Consider the following 18,015-nt stretch of genomic DNA (forward strand, 5'->3'; position numbering starts at 1 on the left):
CCTTCGGCGCCTTTTTGGGATTCGCGTTTTCGCGAATCGTGCCGCCAGAGTTCAACGAACTGGCGTAAGGACGCTCTCGAAGGCAGCGCGATGCTTCTTCTATTACTGCAACTGCGCGAACGAAGGTGAAGGCTTAGCTGACCGTGTCGGCCTGACGCATACGCGGCAGCAACCGGTCGAACTCACGCTTCACGAGGCCGTAGCATTCGCATGCACGCGATTCCAGCGCCTTGCGGTCGAGTACCTTGATATGGCCACGGCTGTGATGAATCAGGCCGTCGTCATGCAACTTGCCCGCGGCTTCGGTGATGCCCTCGCGGCGTACGCCGAGCATGTCCGCGATCAGTTGCTGTGTGACCGTCAGCTCGTTCGAGGCGACGCGATCGATCTCGATCAGCAGCCAGCGGCACAGCTGTTTGTTCAGCGAGTGATGGCGGTTGCATGCCGCGGTCTGTGCAACCTGCGTGAGCAGAGCATGCATATAGAGCATCAGCAGGCGGCGCAGAAAGTCGGAGCGCGCGAACTGCTGGCTGAGGGCTTGCGCCGTCATGCGATAGGCGAAACCGGCGCTTTGCACCTGCACTCGGTTAGGCATGGTCTCGCCGCCCGTCAATACCGGAACGCCCGTCATGCCTTCGCGTCCAACTGCGGCGATCTCAACCGAGCTGCCGTCTTCCATCGTCGACAACATCGAGATGATCGCGGTAGTCGGAAAATAAACGTGATGAATACGTTGTCCGGAATCGCACAGAAGCTGTTCAGTGCGCAGATGGACGAGTTCGAGGTGAGGGGCGATGGCTTGCCACTCATGGGAGGGCAGTGCGCCAAGCAAATGATTGCCGTGCAGATCGGATTGAAGCGTAAGCATGATTCGGTCCTCGCGTGGAGCCGCGTGAGGCAGCTCCTTGTTTTTTCTACCCGTCCCTGCATCCGTCTTGCGTTGCCGCCTGGCGAGCGGTCATGGATTTGCAGTGCGGGCCCCGTATGGCTGTTGCGCGCCAGCGTTATTTTTGGGTTGTGTACATCGGCGCTGGTGTTGCGCTTCTCATTTAGCGAGGACTGTGCCAGCTTGTCCGGAATGAGTACTGGTGCGACGCAGCGAAGAGGTCAATGGGGGTTTGCGCTGCAAAATGTGCGTTTTTGTTTCAATTTTGTACCAGGGGCCTCCCTGGTCATGGCCGCGCCCGAAGCATTTGTTTTTGACTCAAGTCTTTGATCGGATTGCGTTAGTTCGTGTCGGACAGGCGGCGGAGCAAGGCGAATCGACGCCGAAATGCTAGCTGGGCGGGACCATACACCGCCGTCCAAGATGACTCAGAAATGATTCACATGTGGTTAGCGGATTGCGTGGGCTGGCGCACGGAAGTGGTTTTTGACGACCAGTTCGATGTCGACGTAACCTTCTCGAACTCGCTACAACGAAATGCGTAGAGTGAGGTTCCATGCGCGCTGTGGGGCAGTCAGGTGATCCAGCGGATCGCGTCAGCGCTAAAAAAACGGTGCTTCAGTATTAATTCTGCATACCTCGGGCTCAAGTGCGGCATCTGTATCGTTCGCGTTAAACGGCACCTGGTGAATCGTTCATGAACAGTTGGACGACACGATGGAACATGCGCGAGCAGGCTTGTCCAGTTGACGGATTGCGAAGTGCCGCGTGCATCACGTCATGCGTGTGCGGGCCGAAGCGATGTGCATAGATGAAGTCGACGAGTCGTCCACGACAGTCGGCGGCGTACATGCGCTGCACGATGTGTGACTTGTGTGTGGCCGATGCGTGGCGCGAGTTGAAGCACGCGATTTTCGATGCAATCTTGACTCCTGAGTCGTTGAGGCAGATATGCCGAGGTTGTGCCTGCAACGACTTACTGGTGTCATGGATCAGGTGTAGTTCGAGGCCGTTCTGTCCTTCCCGGTTGTTCGCATTTGACTGCTTGTGACGTCTTGTCGTCGGTGCGCTTGCGCACCGAGTTCGAAAGGAGCGTCGGCGTACCTTGCGTGCATGGCAATGACCAGGTCCTGTCGAATAAATCGCAGGAGGGGACGCGCGATGAACTGGAAGACGCTCGAATTCGAGCAATGCACGGTACGTGAGTTGTATCTGATCATGCGCGCACGCAGCGCCGTATTCGTCGTCGAACAGTCGCACCTGTGTCTCGACGCCGATGGCCGCGACGAATACGCGCTGCACGTTTTCGCGGCCGAAGACATGTCTCACGCAATGCCGATCATGGCGTATGCGCGGATTCGGCGCGTCGATACGAAGCATCCGCAAGTGGTGCTCGACAAGGTCTTGACAAGCCCGGCGAGGCGCGGCGACGGCACGGCCGAGGAACTGATCGAGCGGGTTCTGTGGGCGACGGCGGAGCGCTGGCCGGGAATCCTCGTGCGAGTGACTGCGCCAGTAGGCATGCGTGCCTTCTATGAGCAGTTCGGCTTTCGCAAGGTGGAGGGGCCATTCCTCGACCATGGCGCGCTATCTGTCGGTTTGACGTGCCGCACGCGTAACGTCCGGGCGCCGATGGCCTTTGCCCGGCGCGAGCGCAGCATCATGTCGGGTGCGGGTACGTTCGAAAATCTGTGAGCACATCGGCGTGGGCCCCGAATCGCCGCGTGCTGCCAGAGATGGCATCCATTCGCGAGTTATCTGTCGGCGAAGAACGTTAATTATTTCGGTATTCTAATCGTTATAACCACATGAACGGCAATGGCGTCGGTACGTCTTTCCGGCTTTGGCGCCTATGAACCCGTAGAGACAGATCGAAGGCCGCCTGGCCCGTGAGGCAGTGTGTGGGTACGAACAGAGACGGGCTGCCTGAGCATGCTCCAATCAAACTATCACGCCTATTGTGTCGGATTCAATCAGGGTCGCGGGGGCTCTGGGGGTGTGCATTGGAGAGGCTCGAATGAACAATTTCAATTTGAACGAATTTGCATCGCCGGCTGCGCAGCCAGCACTGGCACGCGAGGCAATGGAAGACTGCGTCGTGCAGCCCGTGATTCTCGCGGGTGGCTCAGGCACGCGGCTGTGGCCGTTGTCGCGCGAGCAAAGCCCCAAGCAGCTGATCAACCTGTTCGGCGATGAGTCGCTGCTCGAATCGACAATTCATCGGCTCGAGCGCCTGTTTGCCGGCGAGCGCCAGTCTCAGGGTGCACCGGGCTTCGTGCGGGCTGCGCCGATCGTCGTATGCGGCGGCGATCTGCATCTGGCCACGCTTGAGCGGCTCAAGCGCTGCGGCGGCGTGCCGCGTGTTCTGGTCGAACCGTCGCCGCGCAATACCGCGCCGGCACTGACGCTCGCCGCGCTTGCCGCGCAGGCCGATCTGCCCGACGGCCCGGATCCGGTACTGATCGTCGTGCCTGCCGATCATCTGATTGCCGACAACGAGGCGTTCGTCGCGGCGCTTGCGCAAGCGGTGCTGCATGCCGCGCAGGGTGCCATCGTGACGCTGGGCGTGCCGCCCGAGCGGGCAGAGACGGGCTATGGCTATATCCGGATCGGCGCGCCGGTCGGGCTGCAAGGGGCGTGTGCAATCGACGGCTTCGTCGAGAAGCCGGATCGGGAACTGGCCGAACGCTACGTCGAGAGCGGCGGGTATTGGTGGAATAGCGGCATTTTCGTGGTGCGCGCGTCGGTGTGGCTCGCCGCCATTGCGCGTTGCCGTCCCTCGATCGCGTCGACGTGCGTGGAGTCGTTTGCGCGGGCGTCGCTCGACAGCACCGGCGCACGCCAGTTCGATCAGTCGGCTTTCGCAGCCTGTCCTTCCGATTCGATCGACTATGCGGTGATGGAACAGGTCGGTGCCGAGGCGGGTCTCGCCGGCGTGGTCGTGCCGCTTGTCGCGGGCTGGTCCGATGTCGGCGCCTGGGATGCGGTCTGGGAAGCGTCGGGCAAGGACGCCGATGGCAATGTTGGCCGCGGCCGGGTGCTGTTCGAAGGTTCGAGCGACAGTTTCGCGCATTCGGATGGCCGGCTGGTCGCATGCGTCGGCCTGTCGGGCGTGGTGGTGGTCGAAACCGCCGATGCGGTGCTGGTCGCCGCCAAGGACCGTGTCCAGGACGTGCGCGCGATCGTCAGCCGCCTCAAGACCGAGCGCGGCCCGGAAGTGCAGGAGCATCGCAAGGTCCAGCGGCCGTGGGGTTTCTACGATTCGATCGACCGCGGCGAGCGCTTCCAGGTGAAGCGCATCGTGGTGAACCCGGGCGGCCGTCTGTCGCTGCAGATGCATCATCACCGCGCGGAACATTGGGTGGTCGTGCGCGGCACGGCACGCGTCACGCGCGGCGAGGAGACTTTCCTGATGTCGGAGAACCAGTCGACCTATATTCCGCTCGGCGTGACGCACCGGCTCGAGAATCCGGGCAAGACACCGCTCGAAATCATCGAGGTGCAATCGGGCGGCTATCTCGGCGAGGACGATATCGTGCGCTTCGACGATCAATACGGCCGTGCCCCGGAGGCGGCACATGAGAGTAGCGACACTTCGGGTCGCTGAACCGTCCGCTACCGGAGCCAGGTTGTGCGCTGTCGGACACAAGCTGTTGTAGATCCGCCAATCGACGACGCTGCGTGCGTCGTCGCACGATGCAATCTGTGAGGCCCGCGCACGCTTATCACGCAAGCTTGGCGCGCTTCTTCGGCCAGCGCGTTACATGAACGAAACAATTCTTCAGAGGGATAACCCTGTCAGGACGTTTCCCAACTGGCGCATCTGTTTTTAAGCTAGCACCGTATCGATTAATACAACAACAAACAATACAAAACGACACACGAGGGCCGCTTGATCAACAGGCTACGCGGGGGGATAACCCGCTTTCGGGGAGAGTGTCATGGAACAGGGAAACAAGGATCGTTCGTTGGTCAGCAAGGTCATGGACGGGCTCGTCACGGGCATCGTCGAAGAAAAATATGGCGCTGTGCTGCCACCGCAGGATGTGTTGTCGAAAGAGTTCGATGTGAGTCGAACTGTGATGCGTGAAGCGCTGTCGATGCTGCTTGCGCGCGATATGCTCGATGTGCGGCCGAAGATAGGCACGCGCATCAGGCCGATGCGCGACTGGCGGATGATCGATGAGGATGTGGTGAGTTGGCGTTTTCGTGCAAAGCCCGATCCGGTGTTTCTGCGCGATGTGATTGAGTTTCGCATCCTGATCGAACCGCGTGCGTGCGCTCAGGCGGCGGCGCGCGGCAGTGCGGCGGATATTGCCGGGATTCGCGATGCCTACGACGCGTTCCGCACCATCCGCCCGGGCGAGGCCGGCTATCAGGCGGCCGACGAACTGCTGCATACGCGCATCGTGGTGGCGAGCGGCAACCAGTTCTTCCAGCAGATGGCTGCGATCATCCGCGGTGCGCTGGCGGCTGCCAATCCCATCGTGACGGCCAGGCCGGGCGCGTGGGAGACCGTGGTGGCGAACCACGGGCGCGTGGTGGCGGCGATCGAGCGGCGCGATGCGAAGGAAGCGGAAGCGGCTTCGCTCGCGTTGATCGATTTCACAGCGGAAGAGATCGGCAGCACGTTTTCGGCGTAGTTGGCGGTTCGCGGTTGCGTGCGATCGGGGAGACCTGGGCGACAATGGCGCCTGGTCTCTACCGCACCGGAACTCGAACGCCACATGAACAACGCTCTGGAGGCCGTCCCCGGAGGGGACGCGCCTGAACACTTATCCTCTGTGAAACCCGCCGTGATTCGCTGGGGCATCGTCGGCACGGGGCGTATCGCCCGCCGCTTTGCCCAGGGCCTCGCGTATGTCGAGGCCGCGCAACTGACCGCGCTCTGGTCGCGCCGCGCCGAACCGGCGGCGGCTTTTGCCGCGGAGTTTGGCGGCACGGCGTGCGCGAGCTTCGACGCGCTGCTCGCCAGCGGTATCGACGCGCTCTATATCGCCACGCTGCAGGACAGCCACGTGGACTACGCGATCGCGGCGCTCGAGGCAGGCCTGCACGTGCTGTGCGAAAAGCCGGCCACGATCAATGCCGCCCAGCTCGAACGCGTGCTGACGGCCGCGCGCGGTGCGCGACGGCTTTTCATGGAGGCGATGAAGCCGCCTTTCTATCCACTGTATCGGGCTTTGCGCACCCATCTGGCTGACGACCCCATCGGCGAAATCGGCCTTGTGCGGGCCGGCTGTTCGGCGGCGAACGTGCCGCCCGATCATCCGTCGTTTTCCTTCGAACACGCGGGCGGCGCGCTGCTCGACATCGGCATCTACGAGATGTTCCTGGCCGTCGACTGGCTCGGTGCGCCGCTCGAGGTGCAGACGCTCGGCCGGCTCGGGCCGACCGGCGTCGATATTTTTGCGAGCCTCAATAGCCAGCACGAGCACGGCATCTCGCAACTGTTCTGCGGGCTCGACCTGCATGGTAAGGGCGATGCGCTACTGCTGGCGGCGGGCGGACACGTCACGATCCACGAGAACTGGTGGAACCCGGCCCGCGCCACGATCCGCTATGCCGATGGGCGCGTCGTCGAACTGGATGTGCCGTTCGAAGGCGGCGGCCTGAACTATGAAACCGCGCATTTCTGCGAGCTGATCCGGACGGGGCAACTGGAGAGTCCGGTGATGCCCCACGCGAAGTCATTGCAGATGATTGCGATGACCGACGCGGCGCGGGCCGCGCTAGGACTGCGTTTCGCGGGGGAGTGAGGCGCGCGAAGGGCGGTGTGGGCAGTGCTGCGCTTCGGGCACCCGTGACGCGCACGGTGTGCCGCGGTGGTACGATTTGCGCGGACGCGGTGCCCAGGCGCCGCCGAAGCTTTCGATTACCTTCCGCAGGAGCCGCTTTCGATGCGCATGCTTGGAAAATTGTGGCGCGAGAACAAGGGTCTTGTCGCCTTTATCGTGCTGATGGTGTTGTTCCGTAGTGCGATCGCCGACTGGAACGTGGTGCCGAGCGGCTCGATGCTGCCGACCATTCGCGAGGGCGACCGCATCCTCGTCGACAAGATGGCGTATGACCTGCGCGTGCCGCTCACGCATATCGCGATCGCGCATCTGCACGATCCGCAGCGTGGCGACATCGTCACGATCGAGTCGTCGGCGGCCCACGAACTGCTCGTCAAGCGGCTGATCGGCCTGCCGGGCGACAGCGTGGCGATGCGCGACAACGTGCTGTATGTGAACGGCGTGCGCGCGGCCTATCAGCCGCTCAAGTTCGGGCCGCTGCCGGGCGATGCGTCGTCGCCGGGCGACTATCTGACTGAGCGTTTCGACGGTGTGTCGCATATCGTGCGGCTTTCGCCGGATTCGCCGAGCCCGCGCAATTCGTTTGGGCCGGTGGTCGTGCCGCCGGGCCAGTATCTGATGCTTGGCGATAACCGCGACAACAGCGCGGATTCACGCTACTTCGGCTTTTTCCCGCGCACGGAACTGATGGGCCGCACGCGTCGCGTCGCGTTCTCGCTCGACCCCGATCATTACTACGAGCCGCGCTTCAGCCGCTTCGGGGCGCCGCTGGATGCGCCGCTGGCGGCGCGCTGAGCGCTCGCCGATCAGGTACGCGTGCGATCACGCTGCTACGCGGTGGCAGTCCGGACGCCTCGCCTCACACGTGGCTCAGTGCCGCGTGGGTAGCGCGAGGCGCTGTTCGTACCAGTGCTGGATCCATTCGAGCACCTGGCACAACACCCAGTAGATGGCTGCCGCAGCGAGGTAGAGCGGCAGCGGCTGATAGGTCGACGCAATCACTTCCTGCGCGCTGCGCAAGAGCTCGGTCACGGTGATCACCGACACCAGCGAAGTGTCCTTGATCAGGCTGATCAGACTGTTCGACAAACTCGGCACGGCGATGCGCAGTGCCTGCGGGGCCACCACATACCGCAGCGTCTGACGCCGCGACAGACCTAAGCTGTAAGCCGCGAGCCACTGGCCACTCGGAATGCCGAGGATGGCGCCGCGCATGCTCTCCGACAGATACGCCGCGACATTCGCCGACAGCGCGATCACACCCGCAGGCGTTGGATCGAGCGAGATGCCGAGGCTCGGCAAGCCGTAGTAAATCACGAAGATCTGCACCAGCAACGGTGTGCCGCGCATCAGGCTCACGTAGACGCGCGCGATCCAGTTCAACGCGCGGTTGTGGCTGATGCCCATCACGGCGATGACGCTGGCGGCCAGCAGTCCGAAGATCATCGACAGGACCGCGAACTTGACCGTCAGAATGGCGCCCTGAGCGAGCACCGGAAGCGATTGGACGAGCAGGGAAGTGGTGGACATGGGCGATGAGTGATGTGCGCAGCAAAGCGCACATCATAAACGCTCAGTGGCTAAACGCTCAGTGGGGCTCAGTTCGCGATGGGCTTCGTGACGTCGATGCCGAACCACTTCTCGGAGATCTTCGTGAAGGTGCCATCCGCTTCGAGCTGGGTCATTGCATCGTCGATCGCCTTGGCGAACTTCGGATTGCCCTTCTTGAACGGAATGCCCGACGGCGTGCCGGTGCCGACCATCGCGCCGGTGCGCAGCGGCAGCGGCGAAGTCTTCAGCAGATAGGCCAGCATCAGACGGTCGTTGAGCGCGGCGTCGAGACGGCCGGCGGCGAGGTCAGCCAGATATTCAGGTGCGCCCGGGTAGGTCTTGACGTCGATGCCCGGCACCGACTTCGCCATATCCATGTAGTTCGTGCCGAGACCCACGCCGAGCTTCTTGCCCTTCAGGTCGTCGAGCGACTTGAACTCGCGCGAGTCGTCCTTGCGCTGGATCAGCTGGGCCGCGGAGAACGTGTAGCCGGGCGAAAAATCGAGCACCTGTTTGCGCGCGTCCGTGATGCCGACCTGGTTGACGATCACATCGAACTTGCCGGCCTGCAGACCCGCGATGATGCCGCTCCATTCGGTCGTCACGAACACCGGCTTCACGCCGAGCTTCTGCGCGACCGCTTTGGCGATATCCACGTCAAACCCGACCAGCTCACCCGACGGCGCCTTGGAGTCGAACGGCGGGAACGTGCCTTCGAGGCCGATGCGCAGCGTGCCGCTTTGCTTGACCTGATCGAGCAGGTCTGCTGCGTGGGCGGCTACGGCGGTGAACGAGGCGCCGATCAGACCAGCCACGAGGAGTTTTTTCAGCAAGCGAGATTTCATCGTCTTCCTTTATTCGTTTTTTTGCCCAGACGGGCGGTTAGAACATCGGAAAGGATAACAAAGCAGACTATCAATACTTAAATACTGTTTGTTTATGCCTATATAACGTGGCCGGGCGTTGCCCGGGCCGGCATAGCCTTAGTTTAAGCCAGCGCCTGCGCGCATTCGGCTACCAGCGCCGGGCCGCGGTAAATGAAGCCCGTGTAAAGCTGGACCAGCGCCGCGCCGGCGGCGAGTTTGGCGCGCGCGTCTGCGCCGGAAAAGATGCCGCCGACGCCGATGATCGGCACGGTCTCGCCGACTTCGGCGCGCAGTTTGCGGATCACTTCATTGGAGGCATCGAATACCGGCTTGCCCGACAGGCCGCCGGTTTCCTCGGCATGCGGCAGACCCGTGACCGCCGTACGCGAAAGCGTCGTATTGGTGGCGATCACGCCTTCGAAGCGATGACGCAGCAGCGTGTCGGCAATCGATTTGATCTGCTCGTCGTCGAGGTCCGGGGCGATCTTCAGTGCGAGCGGCACCAGCTTGCCGTGCAGATCCGCGAGACGCTGCTGCTTGTCCTTCAGTGCGGCGAGCAGGGCGTCGAGTTCGCCGGCGCCCTGCAACTGGCGCAGGTTCTTCGTGTTCGGCGACGAGATGTTGACCGTCACGTAGCTCGCGAACGGATAGACGCGCTCGAGACAGTACAGATAGTCCTCGGCGGCGCGCTCGATCGGCGTATCGGCGTTCTTGCCGATGTTCAGTCCCAGCGGACCGCGATAGCGCGCGGCCTGCACGTTCTTCACGAACTGGTCGACCCCGGCGTTGTTGAAGCCCATCCGGTTGATCACAGCGTTCGCCTGCGGCAGGCGGAACATGCGCGGCCGCGGATTGCCAGGCTGCGCGCGTGGCGTGACCGTACCTACCTCAATAAAACCGAAGCCCAGCGCGGCCAGCCCGTCGATGCACGCGCCGTCCTTGTCGAGCCCGGCTGCAAGTCCCACCGGGTTGCGGAACGTCAGCCCCATCACGGTGCGCGGCGCGTCGGGCACGCGCGGCGCGAGCGCGCTTGCGACGCCCGTGCGGCCGGCCGCGCCGAGCAGGCGCAAGGTCAGGTGGTGAGCGTCTTCCGCGTCCATGCGAAAGAGTTGGGCGCGTACGAGCGGGTAGAGGGAACTGAACACGGGGCGGAGCCGGACGGCTGGAAATGGGAACCCGGTATTTTACCGGCTTTAACGGGATGGCAGGGCGCGGAGGCGGGGGAGAGTTCGCCGCGCTGGCAATCGGCAGGGAGGTTCAGCGGGGCAGCTTGACGGGGCCGCGCCGGCCCTGAATCGCGGCGTCGACGGGCGCCAGCTCGAGGCTTTGCGGATCGAGCGTGCGCCATGTGCTGTCCACGAGGCCTTCCAGAGGTCGGAAGTTGGCCTTGTACGCCATTTTCTGGCTCTCGCGGATCCAGTAGCCGAGGTAGACGTAAGGCAGACGCAGGCTGCGCGCCTGTTCTATCTGCCAGTAGATGTTGTAGGTGCCGAAACTGCTGTGCGCGAGATCCGGTTCGAAGAAGGTATAGACCGACGAGAGCCCGTCGCCGAGGATGTCGATCATGCTGATCATGCGCAGCACGCCCGGCGCGTCAGGGTGTCCCGCGAGCGGCTCGCGGAATTCGACCAGCCGCGAGTTGATCCGGCTTTGCAGCAGGAACTGCTCGTACTGATCGCGGCTGTCGCGATCCATGCCGCCGCCGGCGTGCCGTGCCGACTGATAGCGCATGTAGAGCGCGTAATGCTCTTCGTCGTAGTGCAGCGGTGCAACCGTGGCGACGAGGCCGCCGTGTTTTTTCCACACCTTGCGCTGGGTGCGGTTCGGCTCGAACTGGTCGACCGGTACGCGCACCGGCACGCAGGCGCGGCAACCGTCGCAATACGGGCGGTAGGTGAACACGCCCGAGCGCCGGAAGCCCGCCTTGACCAGGTCGGTGTAGACGTCGGAATTAATCAGATGGCTTGGCGTGGCGACTTGCGAGCGTGCCACGCGCCCCTCCAGATAGCTGCAAGGATACGGCGCCGTTGCATAGAATTGCAGCGCGGAAAGGGGTGAAAGCGGCAGCTCGTTGGGGTGCGTCACGTTGGCAGCTCTCGAAGCGTCTCTGAGTATTTCAAACCCGTTTTACCAACAACGGGCCCGGCTATGCTCGCTACGCCGCAGGCGCGACGACATCGAGCAGGACCGTCTTGTCGAAGCGCCAGGGGATGGGCGCGGCACCGACAGACGCGCGGACATGCGCGATGAACGCCTTGCGCGCTATCTCGCGACCGCCCAGCGACGCCAGATGCGACGTGTTCTGCTGGCAGTCTATCATTTCTATTTTGTGACGTCGCAAGTGTCCGATGAGCGCGGAGAGCGCCATTTTCGACGCATCCGTGACCTCCGCGAACATCGACTCGCCGAAGAACATGTGCCCGAACGACACGCCATACAAACCGCCTACGCGCTCGCCTTCGAACCAGGTTTCGATGCTGTGCGCATCGCCCGTGCGATGCAGCGACGTGTAGGCATCGACGACGTCCGCGGTGATCCACGTGCCGCGCTGGCCGCGGCGCGGCGCCTGGGCGCAGGCGCGCATCACAGCGGGGAAATCGTGGTCGACGCGGATTTCCCAGGCGTCCTCGCGCAAGACCCGCTTCAAGGTCTTGCGTAGCGACGGGGATACCTTGAATTCGGCCGGACGCAGGATCATGCGCGGATCCGGGCTCCACCAGAGCACCGGCTGACCGTCTGAATACCACGGGAAAATGCCGCGCCGGTAGGCGTCGATCAGGCGCGAGGGCAGCAGGTCCGCACTGGCGGCAAGCAGGCCCGGCGCGCCGCTGGCCGCGCCGAGCGCGCGCTCCACGGCAGGGAACGGATCGTCGGGTCCGAGCCAGGGAACCATGCCGGGACGCTCAGCCTTCGCGCAGCGAACGGAAGATGTCGCCGGTGTGCAGGCCGTAACTGCCGGTCTGACGGTCAGCGAAATAGAAGCGCAAGGTCTGGCCGACGGTGGGAAACGCGATGTCGTCCCACGGAATCTCGTGTTCCTCGAACAGCTTTACTTCGAGGCTTTCCTCGCCGGCATCCACGTCGAGATCGAGCAGCCGCGCCAGGTAGAAAATATGCACCTGATGCACATGCGGCACGTTGAGCAGCGAGAACAGGTTTTGCACCTCGACGCGCGCGCCGGCTTCCTCCAGCGTTTCGCGGGATGCCCCTTCGGAGGTCGTCTCACCCATTTCCATGAAGCCGGCGGGCAAGGTCCAGTAACCGTAGCGCGGCTCGATGGCGCGGCGGCAGAGCAGCACCTTGTTGTCCCAGACGGGGATGGTGCCGACCACGTTGCGCGGATTCTGATAGTGCACGGTACCGCAACTGGCGCAGACAAAACGCTCGCGATTGTCGCCCGGCGGAATGCTCAGGCTGACCGGGTGACCGCAGACAGAACAGAATTTCATAGGAAGGGGACGAAGAATGGTGATAGGAGTTTATCACCAGGGCGAGCTTTGAAGATGGGAGCGATTGAGTTGGAGAAAAGCAGGAGCGCGGAGCAGTAGCGCTGGCCCTGGCCGGATGGCTAATCCGAAAGAATCGCTTAGCAAGGGGTGAGCGATTGCGTTAGGATTGCTACTCTATTTGGTTGCCCTCGTAAGGGCACTTGTCACGCGGTGGGGGAAGGGCATTATGCGCAAGTGGAAAATCTTTGAACAGCTTCGGTTTATCTTCGGTTGTGGGGTGATTGGCGGGGTCACGGCCAGCATGTTCTTTGGTTGGATCGACCGGTCGGTTGATATGCAGACAATAGGCATTGTGATTGGCGCAGGAGCGGCGACGCTCACAGAATTTGATATCGTCTAGCATGGCGCTACAAGTTGGCATAACTCTGTTCGGACTACAGATTGATGGAGGTTGGGTTGATGAATTTTCCTACTTGATGGCGGTCGCGTGGTCGTGGGCCCGCTATGTCAAACGCGTGTGCTTGCCGACGCGGCGTTCTGCGAGGCGGGTGCATCCAATGCGGGCGTTTTTCTGCAAAATGACTGCGGCGGACTTTTTCGGCGGCCTTGGTCTTTTCCCACTGTGTGTACTGGCCGTGTCGGTGTTTTCAAGTTCGCTGGTGCAGGCGCTGCTGTCGGGTAACCGTTTGCTTTTGAGTGCGGCCGGAATCATCGCGCTATATGCGATGCTCGAGAATTTTTAGCGAAGCCGCGAAGGAAGAAAAGCTGTGGGGCACAAAGTATGAACAAGAGGGAAGCAGGCAGAAGAGACGCAAACGAGAAAGACGCAAACAAAAAAGGCCTGCCGGTTTGGCAAGCCCTTAATGTTGTTCGACGTTAGCTACTTGGTTGCGGGGGTAGGATTTGAACCTACGACCTTCGGGTTATGAGCCCGACGAGCTGCCAGACTGCTCCACCCCGCGTCCGTCGAAGAAAAGATTATAGCGGAACCAGATTGTCCGTGCAATACCTTTTTAAGAATCGACTTCAACGCACGGATGATGGCGGTGCTGTTACGTGCTCGCGAAGTGGCTTGTTGCAGCTAGAATCCGTGTTCCATCTGCGTTGCCACTCCGTTGATCTTCGTTGGTCATCGGCAAGTGATTGCAGCGTGTCCTTCCTTCATTCCTTTCCCGCTCATGGACATCGTTCACGATCTGCAGTCGATTGTCGCTCAGGAAAACGCGCTGGTGTTTCCTCAATTCGATGCCGACCGTGCGTGGCAACTCGGCGCTTATCTGCACGAGCTTGCCAATGCGCGCGGACTCGCGCTGGCCATCGACATACGCACGTTCGGTCAGCCGCTGTTCTTCAATCTGCTCCCCGGTGCGACACCTGACAACGTCGACTGGGCGCGCCGCAAGGGCAACACCGTTGCGCATTTCCGGCGCAGCTCTTATGCAATCGGTTTGCGTATGCAGCAGGCGGGCAGCACGCTCGCCGAAAAGCACGGCTTGCCGCTCAGCGAATATGCGTCGCATGGCGGTGCGTTTCCGTTGATTGTCGCCGGTGCCGGTGTGATCGGTTCGGTGACGGTATCGGGCTTGCCGCAGCGATCGGATCACGAACTGGTCGTGGAGGCGTTGTGCGCGCACCTCGGTCACGACTACAGCAAGCTCGCGCTGGCAAAGGCCTGAACCGATGCGCTTGCCACCGTATGTGCTGCTCGCCATTGCCATCGTCGCGGAAGTGATTGCCACTTCCGCACTACGCGCCTCGGAGGGCTTCTCGCGTCTTTTACCCGCAGTCGTCGTGGTGCTGGGTTACGGCGTGGCGTTCTACTGTCTTTCGTTGACGCTCAGAAGCATTCCCGTCGGCATCGTTTATGCGATCTGGTCGGGCGTCGGCATTGTTCTGATTACGCTGGTTGCCGTGGTGCTCTACGGTCAGGTGCCCGACTGGCCCGCCATTTTCGGACTTGGGCTCATCATCTGCGGCGTCGTCGTGCTCAACCTGTTCTCGAAGATGCAGGCGCACTGACGCCTCGCGTTTTATTTGCAGCGGACGATCATCGAACGGTTTTTCACATTCGCCGTAACGACGTTGGTGACGCCGCCGCCTGTCGGGCCGCCCTGGTCGTTGTCTTTGGAGATGATGTCGTAGCCGGTGGCGCCGCATGCCTGGCCCGCTTGCACGTAGCACGATGCCCAGCTCGAGTCGGCGTCCGCGCCGCTGCAGTTAACCGCGAAGCCGGTTTCTCCGTTTGGCAGGTTGATCAGCGAGGTTGTATTCGACGACGCACATGCGCTAAGACCGACAGTGGCCAGCACGGCGAGGGGCAGCGCAGCGTAGCGCGCAAACCCGCGGCGGGTGCCGCATGCGGCGATGGCGGCCAGGCGTCGGCTAAACGGGAGACAGCCCCGCGTAAGTGGCTTCATGGTGTTTCCTTTTTAGACGGATGACGACGGAAGTCTAAAAACATTCTCCCATATCGCCGATTCAAGGTTCGTGTGGGCCGACGCACAGATCGTACCCGACCCCAGGATGCGTCCGCGCTGCGTTTGGGGATCGTGCGTTGTCCGTAAGGCAACAACATGTTCTCGCGCGCAGAACTTATTGGGCTCAAAAGCGACTTATACCTTAGAGGAACACCTCGGCGCGCAACGATGCGCGTCCGCCGGTCTGCGCCGAACGTGGTGGACTCGCGAAAATTAACGAGGAGAACGCATATGGCAGAACGTGTGAGCGGTCCGTACCGCGGTTACTTCATCAGTGCCGCTGCGCGCCTCGTTGTCACATATGAGGCAGCGGAGGCAAACGCGCCCGACGCGATTTACGTGGGCTCAGTGAGCCTGTCGCAGCGTGGCCCGGATGACTCGCATCGTATCGAGACGTTGCTTGACCTTGGCGGCGAACATCGCTTCGCTACAGAAGCAGAGGCGCTCGAACATGTCGAGCAGTCCGCGAGAGCTTACATCGACCGGTTGATTGAGCATGATTGAAGCAAGTGCTCCCGGTGTCGGCTTTAGGGAGTGGACCACGTTCCGGTCGGGCGAGTACCATAAGCGCGACACCCGAACGAGCGGGACTGCGTGTTCCGATGCCTGCTTTTCCGACGGATTCTTCTGATGAGGCAACCATGGAAATTCGGTTTCCCGCGGACGCGCCCGCTTACCGCGATTCCAATCTGACTGTCGTATTCCGCGCGCTGGTCGACGGCGAGACCGTGCCGTGCGCGATCTCGGTCGAAGCGCTCGAGGACCATTTCGGCGCGCGCTCCGAAGATCTCGAAGGCTGGATGCGCGCATTCGATGCCGGGCGCGGCCGTATTGAAGAAGTGGCGCGCGAGCATTTGCAGATCAGCAACGGCACGCCGGTGTTGCTGAAGAGCGGTCACTTTCCGCCAGGCAACGTCGCCGGACTGTGAGGCTGCCGGCCAAGCGTCAAACCGCGCGTCTTTAGTGCCTGTTCGGTTGTGGCTGCGAACTGGCCCCTGCCAACGCGATGCGGATCCCATCGTCATAGGAGGTCTTGCGGATCGGACCGATCAACGCTTGCAGCGCGCTGTCGTCGAGCACGAGCGGCTCGCTCATCAGGTAGTTCATCTCCACCAGTTCGCGCATGATCGGATTGAAGAGGCCGAGCACGCGCAGCATCGGCTTGCCGGCCACCATCATCTTGAGCTTATGTCCGGCTAGTGCGTACGCTTTCTCGGCAACCTCACGCTGCGTAATCGTGCCGGGGCCGGCGAGGTGCAGCCAGCGCCCGTAGGCCTCGGGGGTGCGCGTGAGCGTCTCGACTACCGGGCCGACATCCGGCACGAACACGAATTCGTGCCGCACATCGATGGGACCGACCATCTGCGCGCGCGTGCCATGCGCCGCGCCTTCGAAAACGCCATTCAGAACGCTGCGTTCGATGCCCGGGCCGTAGAAGTCCGGCAGGCGCAGCACGAGCGTCGACAGTCCCTTGCGACCGTGCGCCTCCAGCACCAGATTTTCCTGGGCGAGCCGCATCTTTCCTTTGAACGTGTGCGGCTCACGTGGATGCTTCTCCGTCACGAATTCGCTGCGTGCGCGACCATAGGGATAGACCGTGCCGATCAGGATCAGGCGCTCGACGCCCGCTGCGTTCAGGCCGGCCAAAGTTTTTTCCATCAGCGGCGGATGCTTCTCGAACTGGTTATAGGGCACCCCGACCAGATACACCGCGGTCCGCAGACCTTGGGCCGCGGCTGTAACCGACGCCGGATCTTCCGGGTTCCAGGTGACGATTTCCGCATACGGATCGTGGCCGAAGGCCGCTTCGAGCGCACTGCGCGAGCGTCCGATGACCCGATAGTGACGGCCGGCCGCGGCGAGCGCGACAGCAATGCTTTGCCCGATAGCGCCCGCGGCGCCGAACAGCCCGACTTTTCCTGCGTTTTCCATGACGACTCCTTGAACAGGTGGCTGCCGGACACTACCGTTGAGTGGCCGGTCAAAATTTTATGAACGATGTTCAGTAAACGGTGTTCAGTTTAATTTGACTTTTCAGTTTGTCAACCGGAAAATGCATGCCATGGGAATCACAGAAAGAAAGACTCGCCAGAAGCAGGCGCTACGCGAACGCATCCTCGATGCGGCGCGGCGCATCGTGGTGCGCGAAGGCTTCGCTGCGCTGTCGATGCGCAAGATTGCCGACGCCATCGAATATTCACCGGCCACGCTCTACCTGTACTTCGCAAGCCGCGACGAGATTGCGCGCGCGTTGTGCACCGAAGGGTATGCGCAGCTTCTTGCCACGTTCGAGCCGCTCGCGCAGATTGCCGATCCCGCGGAGCGCCTCAAGGCGATGGCGTACGCCTATGTGGGGTTCGGCGTCGCGCATCCGCAGACATACCGGCTGATCTTCATGGAGGATCCGACGTATATGGGTGCCGCGCTCGGGGCGGCGTCCGAAGCGGAACAGGGCGCCGGCAGCGAGCCTGACAAAGGGGCGGATAAAGGGGCTGACAAAGGGGCTGACAAGCACCCCGAAAGTCATACTCAGCCCGTGGCCGCCTTGATCAACCCGGCGGCGTCCGACGACTCGAGCGACGCAGCGATGCGTCTCATGGTCAGCGCGCTCGACGAACTGAAAGCGGCAGGGCGCCTGCGCACGTCGGCGGAAGGCGCGGTATTTTCCCAGGTGTTGTGGGCCACGCTGCACGGTATCGTCGCGCTCAATCTCACGTGCCCGGTGTTTCCGACTGCACCGCTCGCAACCATCATCGACGCCGCGCTGGACGCCTGGTTCGGCGAGCGGGAGCCGCCGGCGGCGTCCCGGGATGCACCAGTGGTTGTCGCGACCGCGGCCAACGACATCCCGGCCGCTGGCCCGGCCGCACCGGCCGCACCGGCCGCACCAGCCACCCCATCTGCAACGGCACCGCGCGCACGGCGCCCCGCCGCAAAGCGTAAAGCGGCGGGTGCGTGATAACGTTCAGCCTTCCCATCCACCGGTCT

The 18,015-nt window shown here is 62.3% G+C and carries 21 protein-coding genes and 1 tRNA gene; 12 read left to right on the plus strand and 10 right to left on the minus strand.

Annotated features, from left to right (window positions below; genetic code table 11):
• Nucleotides 1–133: 133 nt before the first annotated feature.
• Complete coding sequence (locus tag P3T20_RS19350) at nucleotides 134–868, minus strand: Crp/Fnr family transcriptional regulator (protein ID WP_074264911.1); 735 nt, start codon at nucleotides 866–868, stop codon at nucleotides 134–136.
• 1,179 nt (nucleotides 869–2,047) lie between these two features.
• Between P3T20_RS19350 and P3T20_RS19355 the strand changes: the two genes are divergently transcribed.
• The 5 genes from P3T20_RS19355 (at nucleotide 2,048) to lepB (ending at nucleotide 7,479) form a co-directional block, all read left to right on the plus strand.
• Complete coding sequence (locus tag P3T20_RS19355) at nucleotides 2,048–2,581, plus strand: GNAT family N-acetyltransferase (RefSeq protein ID WP_074264909.1); 534 nt, start codon at nucleotides 2,048–2,050, stop codon at nucleotides 2,579–2,581.
• 388 nt (nucleotides 2,582–2,969) lie between these two features.
• Entirely contained in the window at nucleotides 2,970–4,493 is a 1,524-nt protein-coding gene (locus tag P3T20_RS19360) for a mannose-1-phosphate guanylyltransferase/mannose-6-phosphate isomerase (protein WP_143787603.1), read from the plus strand.
• A gap of 334 nt (nucleotides 4,494–4,827) precedes the next feature.
• The gene (locus P3T20_RS19365) at nucleotides 4,828–5,529 is read left to right on the plus strand and encodes a FadR/GntR family transcriptional regulator (RefSeq protein ID WP_074264908.1); all 702 of its coding nucleotides are present in this window, start codon (nucleotides 4,828–4,830) and stop codon (nucleotides 5,527–5,529) included.
• 84 nt (nucleotides 5,530–5,613) lie between these two features.
• The gene (locus P3T20_RS19370; RefSeq protein ID WP_429287567.1) at nucleotides 5,614–6,645 is read left to right on the plus strand and encodes a Gfo/Idh/MocA family protein; all 1,032 of its coding nucleotides are present in this window, start codon (nucleotides 5,614–5,616) and stop codon (nucleotides 6,643–6,645) included.
• A gap of 141 nt (nucleotides 6,646–6,786) precedes the next feature.
• Nucleotides 6,787–7,479 carry a signal peptidase I gene (gene lepB / locus P3T20_RS19375; protein ID WP_429287568.1) on the plus strand — a complete coding sequence of 231 codons (693 nt, stop codon included), beginning with the start codon at nucleotides 6,787–6,789 and terminating at the stop codon, nucleotides 7,477–7,479.
• A gap of 75 nt (nucleotides 7,480–7,554) precedes the next feature.
• On the opposite strand, the gene P3T20_RS19380 is transcribed toward lepB, so the two are convergent.
• The 6 genes from P3T20_RS19380 to P3T20_RS19405 form a co-directional block, all read right to left on the minus strand.
• Nucleotides 7,555–8,214: an amino acid ABC transporter permease gene (locus P3T20_RS19380; RefSeq protein ID WP_429287569.1), complete on the minus strand. Its 660-nt coding sequence runs from the start codon at nucleotides 8,212–8,214 to the stop codon at nucleotides 7,555–7,557.
• Between the two features lie 68 nt (nucleotides 8,215–8,282).
• Complete coding sequence (locus tag P3T20_RS19385; RefSeq protein ID WP_074264904.1) at nucleotides 8,283–9,080, minus strand: cystine ABC transporter substrate-binding protein; 798 nt, start codon at nucleotides 9,078–9,080, stop codon at nucleotides 8,283–8,285.
• A gap of 143 nt (nucleotides 9,081–9,223) precedes the next feature.
• Nucleotides 9,224–10,246, minus strand: coding sequence for a quinone-dependent dihydroorotate dehydrogenase (locus P3T20_RS19390; protein WP_074264903.1), 1,023 nt, complete (start codon nucleotides 10,244–10,246; stop codon nucleotides 9,224–9,226).
• Between the two features lie 112 nt (nucleotides 10,247–10,358).
• Entirely contained in the window at nucleotides 10,359–11,186 is an 828-nt protein-coding gene (locus P3T20_RS19395; RefSeq protein WP_074264902.1) for an arginyltransferase, read from the minus strand.
• A 70-nt stretch (nucleotides 11,187–11,256) separates the two neighbouring features.
• Nucleotides 11,257–11,994, minus strand: coding sequence for a leucyl/phenylalanyl-tRNA--protein transferase (aat, locus tag P3T20_RS19400; protein ID WP_429287570.1), 738 nt, complete (start codon nucleotides 11,992–11,994; stop codon nucleotides 11,257–11,259).
• A 10-nt stretch (nucleotides 11,995–12,004) separates the two neighbouring features.
• Entirely contained in the window at nucleotides 12,005–12,550 is a 546-nt protein-coding gene (locus P3T20_RS19405; protein ID WP_074264900.1) for an NUDIX hydrolase, read from the minus strand.
• Between the two features lie 226 nt (nucleotides 12,551–12,776).
• On the opposite strand from P3T20_RS19405, the gene P3T20_RS19410 reads away from it, so the two are divergent.
• Complete coding sequence (locus tag P3T20_RS19410; RefSeq protein ID WP_167379388.1) at nucleotides 12,777–12,950, plus strand: hypothetical protein; 174 nt, start codon at nucleotides 12,777–12,779, stop codon at nucleotides 12,948–12,950.
• Nucleotide 12,951: 1 nt separating this feature from the next.
• Nucleotides 12,952–13,293 carry a hypothetical protein gene (locus P3T20_RS19415; protein WP_143787518.1) on the plus strand — a complete coding sequence of 114 codons (342 nt, stop codon included), beginning with the start codon at nucleotides 12,952–12,954 and terminating at the stop codon, nucleotides 13,291–13,293.
• Nucleotides 13,294–13,435: 142 nt separating this feature from the next.
• On the opposite strand, the gene P3T20_RS19420 is transcribed toward P3T20_RS19415, so the two are convergent.
• Nucleotides 13,436–13,512 (minus strand) — tRNA-Met (locus P3T20_RS19420).
• A 216-nt stretch (nucleotides 13,513–13,728) separates the two neighbouring features.
• On the opposite strand from P3T20_RS19420, the gene P3T20_RS19425 reads away from it, so the two are divergent.
• Together P3T20_RS19425 and P3T20_RS19430 are read left to right on the plus strand one after the other, a co-directional pair.
• Nucleotides 13,729–14,226 (plus strand): heme-degrading domain-containing protein, encoded by a 498-nt coding sequence (locus P3T20_RS19425; protein WP_429287571.1) that lies wholly within the window; start codon nucleotides 13,729–13,731, stop codon nucleotides 14,224–14,226.
• Nucleotides 14,227–14,230: 4 nt separating this feature from the next.
• Nucleotides 14,231–14,569 (plus strand): DMT family transporter, encoded by a 339-nt coding sequence (locus P3T20_RS19430; protein WP_074264896.1) that lies wholly within the window; start codon nucleotides 14,231–14,233, stop codon nucleotides 14,567–14,569.
• An 11-nt stretch (nucleotides 14,570–14,580) separates the two neighbouring features.
• Here the strand turns inward: P3T20_RS19430 and P3T20_RS19435 are convergent, their stop codons facing one another.
• Nucleotides 14,581–14,967: a hypothetical protein gene (locus P3T20_RS19435; RefSeq protein WP_429287572.1), complete on the minus strand. Its 387-nt coding sequence runs from the start codon at nucleotides 14,965–14,967 to the stop codon at nucleotides 14,581–14,583.
• Between the two features lie 291 nt (nucleotides 14,968–15,258).
• Here P3T20_RS19435 and P3T20_RS19440 point away from each other — a divergent pair, with 291 nt between their 5' ends.
• Together P3T20_RS19440 and P3T20_RS19445 are read left to right on the plus strand one after the other, a co-directional pair.
• The gene (locus P3T20_RS19440) at nucleotides 15,259–15,531 is read left to right on the plus strand and encodes a hypothetical protein (RefSeq protein ID WP_074264894.1); all 273 of its coding nucleotides are present in this window, start codon (nucleotides 15,259–15,261) and stop codon (nucleotides 15,529–15,531) included.
• Between the two features lie 137 nt (nucleotides 15,532–15,668).
• On the plus strand, nucleotides 15,669–15,956 hold the full coding sequence (locus P3T20_RS19445) for a DUF1488 domain-containing protein (RefSeq protein ID WP_074264893.1): 288 nt from the start codon (nucleotides 15,669–15,671) through the stop codon (nucleotides 15,954–15,956).
• Between the two features lie 31 nt (nucleotides 15,957–15,987).
• Here P3T20_RS19445 and P3T20_RS19450 read toward each other — a convergent pair whose 3' ends face one another.
• Nucleotides 15,988–16,959 carry an NAD-dependent epimerase/dehydratase family protein gene (locus tag P3T20_RS19450; protein ID WP_429287573.1) on the minus strand — a complete coding sequence of 324 codons (972 nt, stop codon included), beginning with the start codon at nucleotides 16,957–16,959 and terminating at the stop codon, nucleotides 15,988–15,990.
• 130 nt (nucleotides 16,960–17,089) lie between these two features.
• Between P3T20_RS19450 and P3T20_RS19455 the strand changes: the two genes are divergently transcribed.
• A complete protein-coding gene (locus P3T20_RS19455; protein ID WP_429287574.1) occupies nucleotides 17,090–17,986 on the plus strand; it encodes a TetR/AcrR family transcriptional regulator in 897 nt (298 codons plus the stop codon).
• The last annotated feature ends 29 nt before the right edge of the window (nucleotides 17,987–18,015 follow it).

Source organism: Paraburkholderia sp. GAS206C (assembly GCF_050435645.1).
GTDB lineage: Bacteria > Pseudomonadota > Gammaproteobacteria > Burkholderiales > Burkholderiaceae > Paraburkholderia > Paraburkholderia phenazinium_B.

What these genes read in the sequence shown, in the direction of transcription:
- P3T20_RS19350 (WP_074264911.1), bottom strand. Translation starts at nt 868, where the DNA reads ATGCTTACGCTTCAATCCGATCTGCACGGCAATCATTTGCTTGGCGCA.
- P3T20_RS19355 (WP_074264909.1), top strand. Translation starts at nt 2,048, where the DNA reads ATGAACTGGAAGACGCTCGAATTCGAGCAATGCACGGTACGTGAGTTG.
- P3T20_RS19360 (WP_143787603.1), top strand. Translation starts at nt 2,970, where the DNA reads ATGGAAGACTGCGTCGTGCAGCCCGTGATTCTCGCGGGTGGCTCAGGC.
- P3T20_RS19365 (WP_074264908.1), top strand. Translation starts at nt 4,828, where the DNA reads ATGGAACAGGGAAACAAGGATCGTTCGTTGGTCAGCAAGGTCATGGAC.
- P3T20_RS19370 (WP_429287567.1), top strand. Translation starts at nt 5,614, where the DNA reads ATGAACAACGCTCTGGAGGCCGTCCCCGGAGGGGACGCGCCTGAACAC.
- lepB (WP_429287568.1), top strand. Translation starts at nt 6,787, where the DNA reads ATGCGCATGCTTGGAAAATTGTGGCGCGAGAACAAGGGTCTTGTCGCC.
- P3T20_RS19380 (WP_429287569.1), bottom strand. Translation starts at nt 8,214, where the DNA reads ATGTCCACCACTTCCCTGCTCGTCCAATCGCTTCCGGTGCTCGCTCAG.
- P3T20_RS19385 (WP_074264904.1), bottom strand. Translation starts at nt 9,080, where the DNA reads ATGAAATCTCGCTTGCTGAAAAAACTCCTCGTGGCTGGTCTGATCGGC.
- aat (WP_429287570.1), bottom strand. Translation starts at nt 11,994, where the DNA reads ATGGTTCCCTGGCTCGGACCCGACGATCCGTTCCCTGCCGTGGAGCGC.
- P3T20_RS19405 (WP_074264900.1), bottom strand. Translation starts at nt 12,550, where the DNA reads ATGAAATTCTGTTCTGTCTGCGGTCACCCGGTCAGCCTGAGCATTCCG.
- P3T20_RS19410 (WP_167379388.1), top strand. Translation starts at nt 12,777, where the DNA reads ATGCGCAAGTGGAAAATCTTTGAACAGCTTCGGTTTATCTTCGGTTGT.
- P3T20_RS19415 (WP_143787518.1), top strand. Translation starts at nt 12,952, where the DNA reads ATGGCGCTACAAGTTGGCATAACTCTGTTCGGACTACAGATTGATGGA.
- P3T20_RS19425 (WP_429287571.1), top strand. Translation starts at nt 13,729, where the DNA reads ATGGACATCGTTCACGATCTGCAGTCGATTGTCGCTCAGGAAAACGCG.
- P3T20_RS19430 (WP_074264896.1), top strand. Translation starts at nt 14,231, where the DNA reads ATGCGCTTGCCACCGTATGTGCTGCTCGCCATTGCCATCGTCGCGGAA.
- P3T20_RS19435 (WP_429287572.1), bottom strand. Translation starts at nt 14,967, where the DNA reads ATGAAGCCACTTACGCGGGGCTGTCTCCCGTTTAGCCGACGCCTGGCC.
- P3T20_RS19440 (WP_074264894.1), top strand. Translation starts at nt 15,259, where the DNA reads ATGGCAGAACGTGTGAGCGGTCCGTACCGCGGTTACTTCATCAGTGCC.
- P3T20_RS19445 (WP_074264893.1), top strand. Translation starts at nt 15,669, where the DNA reads ATGGAAATTCGGTTTCCCGCGGACGCGCCCGCTTACCGCGATTCCAAT.
- P3T20_RS19450 (WP_429287573.1), bottom strand. Translation starts at nt 16,959, where the DNA reads ATGGAAAACGCAGGAAAAGTCGGGCTGTTCGGCGCCGCGGGCGCTATC.
- P3T20_RS19455 (WP_429287574.1), top strand. Translation starts at nt 17,090, where the DNA reads ATGGGAATCACAGAAAGAAAGACTCGCCAGAAGCAGGCGCTACGCGAA.